Source organism: Roseateles oligotrophus (genome assembly GCF_025717515.1).
Classification (GTDB): domain Bacteria; phylum Pseudomonadota; class Gammaproteobacteria; order Burkholderiales; family Burkholderiaceae_C; genus Paucibacter_A; species Paucibacter_A oligotrophus.
This window is the reverse complement of the sequence record NZ_JAJIRN010000001.1, coordinates 607,427-619,160: the sequence shown is the minus strand read 5'-3', so window position 1 is coordinate 619,160 and position 11,734 is coordinate 607,427. Positions and strand designations below refer to the sequence as shown.

Genomic DNA, 11,734 nt, shown 5'->3' with positions numbered 1-11,734 from the left:
CGCATGCAACTATTGCTTGAGCAGCCGCCACTCCTGAGCCTGAGCCCGGGCGGCGTCGCGTTGCTCAGTGGCTAGTGTGGGCTCAATGACTTCAAGGCTGTTGGTGGCTCGGGATTCACCGGCCGCACTGGCCAGCAGCCACCAGAAGTAGGCTTGCTGACCGTTTTTCGGCACACCCTGTCCTTGGCCATACATTTGGCCCAAATCGAACTGCGCATCGCTATCGCCTTGCTCGGCTGCTTTGGAACGCCAAAGAAATGCCTGCCGCTCATCCTTCTGTAGACCTCGACCTTTGACATACATGAAGCCCAAGTTGTTCTGAGCGCTTGCATTGCCTTGCTCTGCCGACTTGAGGTACCAGGCTACGGCGACCTTGTCATCCTGCGGCACGCCGTCGCCTTGGGCATAACTGAGCCCGAGCCTGAACTGCGACTCGGCATCGCCTTGCTCTGCAGCCTTGCGATACCAGACAGCAGCCTCTTGGCTGTCTTTGGGAACACCTATGCCGAATGAATAGCAGTCGCCCAACATGAACTGGGATTTTGCTACACCTCGCTCGGCTGCTTTACGGTACCAAACGGCAGCCAGCGCCTTGTCCTTGGCTGTGCCGAGGCCCAGCCCATGCATATAGGCCAGCAAATCCATGGCCTCTGCATCACCTTGCTCAGCCGCTTTGCAAGTCCATTCAAAGGCTAGCCTATCGTCCTGCGGCACGCCCAATCCTTGCCGATAGAGCGAGCCAAGAATTAACTGCCCATAGGAATCGCCTCGTTCCGCCGACTTGCGTAACCAAAATTCAGCCTGTTCGCCGTCCTTTGGCATCTCGCGACCGCTTGCATACAGGACGCCAAGGGTGGACTGATCAGCGACCTTGCCTTGCTCGGCCGATTTGCGAAGCCAGAAGAGGGCTTGCTGAAGATCTTTTTCAACCCCACGCCCCTGTAAATACATATTGCCAAGATAGGACTGCGATTTGGCGAAGCCTTGCTCTGCGGCTTTGTGATGCCAAATCGTGGCTAGCTGCTCATCCTTTCTTACGCCGATGCCGTCGAGGTACATCTGGGCGAGATTATGTTGAGCCGTGCTGCGGCCCTGCTCAGCCGCTTTGCGAATCCACATGAAACCCTCTTCGTGGTTGGCGGCTACACCATGACCACTGAGGCACATCAGCCCCAGGTTGTTTTGAGCCAGAACATGGCCTTGCTCAGCCGCTTTGCGATACCAAGCAGCCGCCTGATGTTCGTCTTTTGGCACGCCACGGCCATCCTCGTACATCAAACCAATGTTGTATTGCCCACCGCTGTGGCCTTGCTCGGCAGCTTTGCGATACCACGTGGCCGCTTGCTGATCGTCCTTTGTGACCCCTATGCCGTCTTCATAGGCCAAGGCCAGTTCAACTTGAGCACGGGCATGGCCTTGTTCGGCGGCCTTACGGAACCAAAGCAGAGCTTGACCTTCGTCCCTGGGCATTCCAAGGCCTTCGAGGTACATCAACGCCAAGTAGTGCTGAGCCTCTGGTAGGCCGTGAGCTGCCAATGCCGAGAACCCATTGATTGCCGTCGCGTAGTCTTGACTTCCGTGGGCCTGCACTGCGTCAGTATATGGATCGGCGTGCACCGCATTGGTTGCGAAAAACAACAAGCCAATTGCTATTGCCTTTAAATCCTGCATTCTATTTTTTCCCTTGTCTGACGGCGGAAAGGTAAGCCTGCCGCCACGTCTTCATTCTGACCCAACAGTCGCAGTGAATCGGCCGATTGAGGCCCGCAGCGAGATGGATTTGCGGGCTTGATTTCGCGACGCCTATTTGAGGCGACTTACGCTGCAACATATTCACTGACTAGATTCACCCGCCCTTGGGTTCACCAGTTGCACTACCGGCGGCAACTCAGACGCACCGTCCAGAACTACATGCTGTTGGGGCAATTCACTTCCTGCCGCAGGCTCCGAATATATTGCTCCATCATGTTGGCAAGCATGTCCTGACCTCGCCGCAGCGACAGGCCTTCATCAACGCAAGTTGGCGCCTCGCTGGAATGCCATGAACTGCATTTGCTCGACCATAGATAATGGCCGCTCGACGCTTTACCGATTCACCGCTTGATCACCAACCCTGCCGCCTCGGATGCGCCTTGATCTCACATTAGCAAACCATGTGGCCGCGTTTCACCCGGGCCTCGGCGCTTGCTCCAGCTGGCGGCTTGCGGCTCGTTCGCCGCTGCTGATGGGCCTGCTGGAACTGCTCAAACGCTTGGCGCCGCTGGGTCGCCTTGCGCTGCTTGTGGTGGTTTGCGCTTGCCCCGCCGATGGCATGGCGGCCGCAGGCAATGTCAAGGAGCTGCGCGTCATCGTGCCTTCATTGCCCACCAGTGCGGCGGCCTATGCGAACTATTTCCCTCAACTGCTGCGCTTGGCGCTCGAGAAGACCAAAGCCAGCGACGGGCCCTACAGGATCGAGTTCTTCAAAGGGCTGCTGAGTAGCCCGCGGCAGGTCTTGGAGTTGAAAAACAACAGTGGTCTGATTGATCTGATCTGGGACGGCAGCGACACGCAGCGCGAAGCCGACTTGCTGCCGATCAGGATTTCGCTGTTGCGCCAGTTGAACGACTACCGGGTGTTCTTGATTCGAGCCGAGGATCAAGAGAAGTTTCAAAACCTGCGTGGCTTGGATGAGCTGCGCCAATTCAGCGCCGGCTCCGGCGTGAACTGGCCATCGACTGCGGTGTTGCGAGCCAACGGCCTGCATGGCGAGACCAGCACCGTCTACGAAAATTTGTTTGCAATGCTGGCGGCCAAGAGATTCGATTACTTTCCGCGCGGGCTTCACGAGGCCTGGTCCGAGCAACAAGCTCATGCAGACAAGGGCCTGGCGGTCGAGTCATCGATCTTCCTGCACTATAGGGTGCCGGTCTATTTCTTTGTCAGTCGCGACCGGCCTGAGTTGGCCGATCGTATCGAGCGAGGCCTGAACATCGCGCTCAAAGACGGCAGCTTAGAGGCCTTGTTCCTGAGCATCCCCAGCTTCAGACATGGCTTGGCCGAGATCAAGGCCAATCAGCGCCGAATTTTCGAACTGAAGCTGCAATAGCACCGTTGTTGCTTCAGTGGTTCGTCGCAGCGGACTCCCGGCAATGTGGTCGGTTCGCAATCAGGTGAGACTGGCCTTGCTGGCAGATTCGACGGAATTGAAGTCGGCACAGACATCACAGTTCCCTTGCGTCAGGAGGAGTTGCGAGGGCCGAACTTTGCCCCGCTGCCTTGGGTCGGCCCAGGGTGCTGCGATGAAATGCAAAGCCAAAGCGCAAATTGCAGCGAGCAATTGCAACAGGCAACAGGCAACGGGCAGCGGGGCCTCAGCTGGGTCTTGGCAAGCTGGCACAGTCGGCCACGCCAAAACGGTCGACCCGCAGGCGATAGCGGGCGCCGAGTTTATGCGCCTGCCATTCGGCCAGCGGCAAACGGCAGGTCCAGCTTTGACCGGCCTCGTTCTGCAACTGCAATTCGTAAAAGGCTTCGGGCTTGCCGGTTCGCTCGGCGCCCAATTGGTCGGCGGGCAGTCCATTGAGTCTGGCTTCGGGCCAATGCGGAGGAGTCGGCGCCGCGCCCTCGGCCCTGGCCATCCGCATGGTGCGCCATTGTGGCCGGCTGAAGCGGCAATGCTCGGTCGGCTCGGGCCTTGCCCCGCTGGGGTCAACCAGCAAGCGGCGGCTGATATTGCGCGCCTCGGCGGGCAGTTCGTCACACCAACTCGACTCGCCTTCTTCCAGCAGCTTCTCGATCTCGATGTCCAGCCGCCAGGTCTTGCCGACCAGCACTACCCCCATGCCGGTGGGTTTGAGCAGCAGCCACCAAAGCAGCGGGCCCAAGGTCAGCAATATACAAAGGCCGGCGCCATACAGACGGCTGCGTTTAGGCTTGCTGAAGAGGCTGGTTTGGGCTGCTGGCATCGCGCACAGTTCAAGCACGGCGCATTGATTGGCCAATGAAATTGGTCCCTCCGGCGGGAATCGAACCCACATTTGCCGCTTAGGAGGCGGCCGTTCTATCCATTGAACTACGGAGAGATGCCCCGAAGTCGGGGCGGGCCGCATTCTCTCACGACTGGCGCGCACTCATTCCCAACGCCATTGCCAAATCAGGTCGAGCGAGTTTTCATCCCCCGATTGGGCTCGCAAGGTGAAGCGTTGCGCCAGGCGATAGATGGCTTGCCAGCTGCCACGTGTCGCGTTGAGGCCGCGTTCATAGCCCACAGACCAGCGATTGGAGATCTGCTTGCCCAAGCGCACCACGGTGCCCTGCGCTTGATCGCCGCTGTCGCTGAAGGACAAATCATCCAGACCCACCGACTTGATCAGCTTGGACGTGGTGCTCTCGCCGGTGCCACTCAGCAAGGCCATCGCGGCGCTGCTCAGCAGCGCGTTGTCGCGGCTGTTGAGTTCATCCGGCTCGCGGCCCAGCAGCAGCCAAGACAGCATGCTGCGCTCGTCCAATGCAGGCTCGGAGAACAGCTTCACGCGCGGGTTGCGCGCGGTGCCGGTGATGGTGACGCCGATGCGTTGTTCCTCTTGCGTCGGGCGAATTGCCAACACATCCAGACGCGGGTTGTCGACCACGCCGGCAAAGGTGATCAGGCCGCGCTCGATGGCGAGTTTTTGGCCGTAGGCCGCAAAAGTGCCGCTTTCGGCATGGATGCGGCCATGCAAGGCCGGTCCGTTGGCGGCTTGCGTGAGTTGCAGATTGCCGGCCAGCAAGGTGTCCAGGCCGAAGCCGCTGACACGCAATTTTTTACCCAGATCGATATCGATTTTTACTTTCACTTTGGCGTTGCGCCGACCTGTCCCCCCGTGTGTATGCGCAGCATCGGCGACGGCGGCCTTTTCGGCCGTTTCCGGCCGGCGCACTTCCACATCGCTGTCCAGTGACGGCGCATTGCCGCGCGAGAAGTCAAAGAAACCTTCGTGCACGCTCAGTTGGCCCGCTATGTCCAATGCGTCCGCATCCAGTTTCAGTTCGAGCTTGCCATTGACGGCCAGACGCTGGTCGACCCGGCGCAGCAAGGCAAATTTGTCGGCCCGTATTTGCAGATCGGCGCGCGGACTGTCGCCGAACAACACATCACCTTGCGCCGTCAATTCGCCGTCGCCGGCATGGGCCTTGAATTGCTCCAACCGGGCGCGCCCACCGTCGAGGCTGAGCGCAAACTCGCCTCGCTGCAGATCCACCCCCAGCAAGGGGTTGCGCAAGACCAAGCCCGAGCCGCCCGCACGGCCCTTGATCTCGGGAGCGCGCAGACGGCCACCGAAGCCGGCACTGGCAAACAGACTGCCGCCCATGCGCCAACCGGCGGGCACCCATGCTCCCCAGGTGCCAAGATTGGCGACGCGCGCCTCCAATACCCCCTCCAGCCTGGAGTCGGCCCGCGGCCAAGTCGCGGCGGGGTCGTCATTGCGAGCGGTCAAGGCGGCGCCGAGCACGCCAATATTGCTACCGGCCAGGGCTTCGGTCAGATGCCAGACACCGGGGCTGCCAATCAAGCCCAGGCGCAATTCACTGAGATCGAGCTTTTGCACGCCGCTGTCGTCGGTCACCACCAAATCACCGCCACTGCGTTGCAAGGCAATATCGACGTTGAACTTGGGGCTGGACTTGATGCGCGCGTAGCCGACCAATTGCAGATCGCCGCTCCAGCCAAAATCCGGTTGCCAACGCGCCAATAGCGGAGCCACCGACACCGGCTCGAGGTTCAAGTCGATATCGACGCTTGCTGCGCCCGGCGCTTTTGCATCGACAGCAAGGGCGCCCGGCGCCCATTTCATGCTTTGCCAACGCAGGCCTGCGCCCAGTATCTCCAATCGGCCAGGCTCCAGCTGCAGCTTCTTGAGCGCCCCTTGCGGAGCGAATTCCATTGCCAGTCTGAGGTCTTGAGCGTTCAGCCAAGGCGGCTTGTTGGCGCCACCTTTGAGCGGAGCCGATGCCTGCGGCTTGGGCGCCGGCAAATCCTGAGCCTGCGCCTGCAGCCTGATCTCGCTGGCCTGCCACTGCGCGCCATCGCGCCAAGCCAGGTTGGGCGCTGTGCTGAGACCCGCCAACAGGCTCAGGCTGAAGGGGCCGCGCAAGCTCTGCTCTGGCGCTTGACCGGGAGGTATCAAGGCCGGCGGCATCTTCCCCTCGGCCAATGCCTGCAAACTCAGTCGGTGCTTGGCCCAGGAGCCTTGCACGCTCGCGCTCGCGCTCGGCACCTTCCAGCCGCTGCCGCCGAGTTGCTCCAGCCTCGCCTTGATGTCGAGCGGCGCATCTTTGGCGCTGTCCAGCTCCCAGTCCAGGTTGGCGCTGGCCAAACTCAAGGCCGCTTGTCCGGCCATGCCGCTGAGTTGTAGCGTTCGGGCTTGCAACTCGGCATGGCTGTGCCAGGTCCAGCCCTCGGCCGATGCTGGGTTATTGGCCGGGCTCGCTTGCAGCTTGAGCTTGCCGGTCAAACTGCCTTCCAGGCGGATCGGTTTCTTTGGTTTAGCCAGGGGCTCGCCAAAGGCTGCCAGCAAAGGCTGCAAGCCGGCCAATTGCTCGAAGCGCAAGTCGAATGCGCCCAGCATCTGGCCTGCTTCGGTCAAGCCGGCTTGCAGTTGCATCTGGTTGCTGGCGCCGGCCTGCAGCGCCGCGTCGAGGCTTGGCGGCTTGCCGCCGTCGGCGTATTGATAGTGCAGATCGGCACTGAGCGGCACCCCGCCGATATTGGTCGGCAGCACTTGCAGCCGCGCCGAACCGAACGGAGCCAGTTGCTTCAAGTTGCCGGTCTTGTTGGCTTGCCTGTTTGGCAACGGCCCGGCCCGCAAATCAGCCTCGAACAGGGCTTGGATTGATTGCGGGCTCTGTTGCCAGCTGCTGCCCTCGTTGCCGCGCCAAAACCGCCGCAGGTCGGCCAATTGAGCGCTGGCCTTGGCCCGCGCTTGCCATCCCTGCGTCAGGCTACCGGCCTGCTGCAGCTTGACTTGCCCACTGGCTTGCAGCTCCGAGCCATCGGACTGCAGCCTGAAGGACTGCAGGTTCAGCTCGCTGCGCGAGGCTTGCGCCTGCGCTTGCAGGCTCAGCGCCAAGCCGGGGGCGGCGCCTGCACCGGCCGCGGCCGCGGGCAGCGCACCGCCGCTGGCCAAGCGTCCGTCGAGCTTGGCGTCTATCTTCAGCAATAACGGCGGCGGCCCATCCGCTTGGAGTTGATTGACGGCACGGCCGGTGCTGAGTTCGATCTGGCCCGCCAACTGCAGGGCCGCGACACGCGAGTCCAGGCCCGCGCTGCTCAGGCCGTCAACCGCGATCACCAATTGACTGCCGCTTTGTTTGGAACTTGCGCCGCGAGCATGGACGCGGCCGGCCGGTTGTTGCGCGCTGCCCAGCAAGAGTTCCAGGCGCTTGATGCCGAGCGTGGCGGGATCGCCGGGTTCGAAATTGAGATCCAGATCCAAGGCGCGCACCGGCAGGCGCTGTGTGTCCCAAAGGCCGGCCAACGAGTTCCTCAACTCGCTCTTGATGTTCAATGTGGCCATGGCCGCTGGCTTCGCCGGCTCAAGCAAAAGCAGCTCTGCATGACCGCTCAAACCCGTATGCGGTAGGCCGGAGGCGAGCGCGGACAGATCCAGATTGCGAGTATTCAGTTTCGCCCGTGGCAAGGGCCAGGCGGCAAAGGGCTGCATCTGTGCTTGCAGTTGCAGCTGTTGCGCGAGAGCTTGCAAGTCTGCCCTTAGCTCGAGTTTTTGCAATGGACCCTGCAGCTTGGCTTGGGCGCTCCAGGCCGGCAAATCTTGAGCGCCATTGGCCTTGGAGCGCAGATCCAGATCGGCCTGCAGATGCATATCCCCGGTGGTCTTGATGCTGGCCGCCGCGCTGAGCTGCAGCAAGTCCCAGCGCAGGTTTTCGATCTTGATTTGGTGCTGCGCGCCGCCGTCCGCACTCACGGCCAAGCTCGCTCGCAGCTCGGCCAAAGGCTTGTCACTGAGCGAGGGAACTGCCAGTTCATCGACCCCTAACGCATCAATCCGCAAGCCCAGCGGCAGGCGCAAATCGGTCGGCGCCTTGCTGACCTCGCCGCTCGGTGTCAGCTGCACATGCACCCGCTTGGCTTGCAGGTTTTGAATCCGCAGGTCGGCCCAGAGGCCGGGCGAGGCATTCCAAGCCAAGCTCAGACCTTGCCAGCGCAAGTCATCAATTTCCAATCGATCACCCGAGCCGGCCAAGGTGTAGCGCAGCTTCTTGACCGACAAGTCACCGATCAAACTGCCCTCCAGCGCTTCGATCTGCAGGCCGGGCACATGGCTCAACAGCCACGCACTGCCGGACTGCGTTGCCAGCCCCCACCAGAGCACACAGCCGGCCGTGCCCAGCAAAACCGGCAGTGCCAGCGCACTCGGCAGCAAGCCGGTGCCGCGCCGCCATAGCGCCTTCTTTTTGGGGCCGGGTGCTGTGGCTGCAGGCAATTCGCTCATGGGCTCCAACTTGTCATTCACAGTGCTATGCCGACACTGAAGTGCAGGCGCCAGACCTGCGGTTCGATCGCCCGCGCATAGTCCAGCCGCAAGGTGCCCAGCGGGCTGCGGTAGCGCAGGCCCAGGCCCGCGCTGGTGACAGGCTTGAGCTCGCTCCAGCGGGCGGCGGCTTGCCCGGCGTCAACAAAGACGGCGCCGAGCAGGTCCGGCACGCTGTCCATCAGGCCGTGGGCCAACTCAAGGCTGCCGTTCCACAGCACCCGCCCGCCCGTCGGGTTGCCAAAGACGTCAACCGGCCCGAGATCATCGATGCCATAGCCGCGCACCGACTCATCGCCGCCGGTGCGAAAGCGCAGCTTCTCGGGCAAGCCGACCCGGTCGGAGGCAAAAATCTGGCCCAGCTCGGTGCGAGCCGAGCCATAGAAACCAGCCGGCAGCGGGTAGTAGCCATAGAGCTTGAGATGCCCGAGCCCGAACCCGCCGTTTTCCCGCGTGCTGTCGGCGTAGCCGCCGCCGATTTGCAGCTGTCCGGTATAGCCCTTGGTCGGACGCAAGGTGCTGTCGACCCGCCGCCGCGTCCATTGAATATTGCCCGAGACCGTGCCTGCGTTGGTGATGGCCTGCGGCGTCTGATCGCGTGCGTGCAAAATTTCCAAAAAGTAGGTGCGATCTTGCCGAGGGGTTTCGCGATTACGACCTATGCGTGCGCGCAGATTGCTGTTGACGGTGTCATCCTTGCTCAAACGCTCAACGAAAAGTGCCATCACATTGCGTTGCATATCGGTCAAGGGGTAGGAGCTCAGCTCAATATCGGCCGAACTTCCTTGGCTACCAAGCTTGAGCTTGGTTCGTGAGCGCAGGTCCAGACCAAAGGGCTGGCGATGGGTGTAATCGGCGCCTATGCGTGGGCCGGCCGAGGTGTCATAACCCGCGCTCAGGGTGACTTGCTGGCGCGGCGCTTCCTTGACCAGCACGTAGACCGGGCTGGCAGTGGCCGGGCTGGCAGTGGCCGGGCTGGCGGTAGCCGGGCTGGCGGAGACCGGCGCGCCCGCATCCTCGGTCGCTTCAACGGCATCGTCCCTTGCGCCCGTCGACTCGGTGCTTGCGGCTTCGGGCCGGATGTCCACGCTGGCACTGTCGAACAAGGTGGTGCGAAGCAAGCGTTCCTGAAAGTCCAGCATCGTGCGCTCTGAATAGGGCTCGCCCGGTTCGAAACCAGCCAGTCGCTCCACCACGGTGGCGGGCAGATGCTTGAGACCGACGATCTGGATCTCGCCGAGCCGGAACAATGGCCCGCTATTCAGCTCCAGACTCAGTTCCACGCGATTGCTTTCGGTATCAACCAGGGCGGCCGAGTTGGCCCAGCGCGCCAGCGGATAGCCTTGTGCGCGAGCACGGCCCAACATGGCGGACTTGGCGCTGCCCCAGTCTGCTTGTCTGAAGGGCTCGTCGACCCCTAACTCCCAGTCTTGGCGCATGCGATCACGCTGCCGGCTTGTTTGGCGCAGCAGCGCCTCGCTTGGTGCGCTGGCCCCCGGCTCGGCCGGGATCGGTTCCAGCAGTTCGCCGCTGAAATTGATCTCCACTGCGCTGACCTTTGCCTGCGGGCCGGGCTCGACCTTGACCGTGATGGTGGGGTGCGTGTAGTTGGCACTCGCCGTTTCGGCACCGCTGCTTTCGACCTCGACCTGCGCGTTGAAAAAACCCTCGGTTTCGAGCAAGGCACGAGCCTGCTGAGGTGCCGCAGCACTTAGGCGGCGCAGCTCCTGCGGGTTCAGGCGCTGGTCTTCTGGCGCGGTCCGAAAGCGCGCCAGGTCCAGATGCGTCTCGAGCAAATCACGCAGCTTGCTCGGAGCCATCACGACCAGCTGGTACTCCGCCACCAGACGCCCGGAGCTCTGCGCAGCCTTGGCCTGGCGTTCGGCTGCGGCTGCGGGGTTAAGGCTGTCTCGTAACTCCCGCAGGGCGCTGCAGCCGCCCAGACTCAGCAGCCCAGTCGCCGCCAGGCTCAAAGCAATGAAACGGCGCGAAATGCGCGTCAATCGACCGTTAGCCCTCATTTGCTGAGCAAACGCATCGCGCCTTCGAGCCCGCTCAGCGAGAGCGGGAACATGCGCTGATGCATCAGCTGTTGAATCAAGGCGACGCTCTGCCGATATTGCCAAACGCCTTGCGGCTCGGGGTTGATCCATGCGTAATTGGGGAAGCCCTGGGTCAGCCTTTGCAGCCATTCGGCGCCGGCTTCTTCGTTGTTGTACTCGACGCTGCCGCCGGGCTGCAAGATCTCATAAGGACTCATCGTCGCGTCGCCGACAAAGATCAGTTTGTAGTCCTTGTTGTACTTGCGGATGATGTCCCAGGTGGCGGTCTTCTCGGCAAAGCGGCGCTGGTTGTTCTTCCACACAAAGTCATAGACGCAGTTGTGGAAGTAGAAGAACTCCAGATGTTTGAACTGCGTCTTGGCGGCCGAAAATAACTCCTCGACCCGGTGCACATGCTCGTCCATGGTGCCGCCCACATCCATCAGCAGCAGCACCTTGACCTTGTTGTGGCGCTCCGGCTGCATGCGGATGTCCAGAAAGCCGGCGTTGGCGGCGGTCTGGTGGATGGTGTCATCGAGATTGAGCTCCAGCTCCGCGCCTTCACGCGCGAATTTTCTCAAGCGCCGCAGCGCGACCTGGATATTGCGGGTGCCGAGTTCGAGCTGATCGTCATAGTCTTTGTAGGCGCGCTGCTCCCAAACCTTGACCGCACTCTTGTTCTTGCCGGCTCCGCCTATGCGTATGCCTTGGGGGTTATACCCACCGTTGCCAAAAGGGCTGGTACCGCCGGTGCCAATCCATTTATTGCCGCCCTCGTGGCGCCCTTGCTGTTCTTCGAAACGCTTTTTGAGCGTCGCCATCAACTCGTCCCAGCCCATTTTCTCGACCGCCGCCTTTTGCTCCGGCGTCAGCTCAAGCTGCAGATGCTGGCGCAGCCAGTCCAGTGGCACCTCCTTGCTGAAGTCGGTCAGCAGCTCCACGCCCTTGAAATAGGCGCCGAACGCACGGTCGAACTTGTCGAACAGCGCCTCGTTCTTGACCAGGGTGGTGCGGGCCAAATAGTAGAAATCATCGATCGAGGCGGCGCCCTCGGCGCCGATCACACCGGCCTTGAGCCCCTCCAGCAGCGACAGAAATTCCCGCACCGAGACCGGCAACTTGGCGGCTCTGAGGGTGTAGAAGAATTTGATCAGCATGAGGGGGTCAACAGCGATTCGG

General features: G+C 61.7%; 6 protein-coding genes and 1 tRNA gene. 1 reads left to right on the top strand and 6 read right to left on the bottom strand.

Features of this window, described 5'->3' with window-relative positions:
- Nucleotides 1–9 precede the first annotated feature (9 nt).
- Nucleotides 10–1,671, bottom strand: coding sequence for an SEL1-like repeat protein (locus LNV07_RS02860; protein WP_263569643.1), 1,662 nt, complete (start codon nt 1,669–1,671; stop codon nt 10–12).
- A gap of 454 nt (nt 1,672–2,125) precedes the next feature.
- On the opposite strand from LNV07_RS02860, the gene LNV07_RS02855 reads away from it, so the two are divergent.
- Nucleotides 2,126–3,088: a transporter substrate-binding domain-containing protein gene (locus LNV07_RS02855; RefSeq protein WP_263569642.1), complete on the top strand. Its 963-nt coding sequence runs from the start codon at nt 2,126–2,128 to the stop codon at nt 3,086–3,088.
- A 265-nt stretch (nt 3,089–3,353) separates the two neighbouring features.
- On the opposite strand, the gene LNV07_RS02850 is transcribed toward LNV07_RS02855, so the two are convergent.
- The 5 genes from LNV07_RS02850 to LNV07_RS02830 form a co-directional block, all read right to left on the bottom strand.
- Entirely contained in the window at nt 3,354–3,947 is a 594-nt protein-coding gene (locus LNV07_RS02850; RefSeq protein ID WP_263569641.1) for a hypothetical protein, read from the bottom strand.
- Nucleotides 3,948–3,989: 42 nt separating this feature from the next.
- Nucleotides 3,990–4,064, bottom strand: a tRNA-Arg gene (locus LNV07_RS02845).
- A gap of 48 nt (nt 4,065–4,112) precedes the next feature.
- The gene (locus tag LNV07_RS02840) at nt 4,113–8,474 is read right to left on the bottom strand and encodes a translocation/assembly module TamB domain-containing protein (protein ID WP_263569640.1); all 4,362 of its coding nucleotides are present in this window, start codon (nt 8,472–8,474) and stop codon (nt 4,113–4,115) included.
- Between the two features lie 17 nt (nt 8,475–8,491).
- On the bottom strand, nt 8,492–10,534 hold the full coding sequence (locus tag LNV07_RS02835) for an autotransporter assembly complex protein TamA (RefSeq protein WP_263569639.1): 2,043 nt from the start codon (nt 10,532–10,534) through the stop codon (nt 8,492–8,494).
- Nucleotides 10,531–11,712: a vWA domain-containing protein gene (locus LNV07_RS02830; RefSeq protein WP_263569638.1), complete on the bottom strand. Its 1,182-nt coding sequence runs from the start codon at nt 11,710–11,712 to the stop codon at nt 10,531–10,533. The genes LNV07_RS02835 and LNV07_RS02830 overlap by 4 nt, the downstream gene beginning before the upstream one ends.
- Between the last annotated feature and the right edge of the window lie 22 nt (nt 11,713–11,734).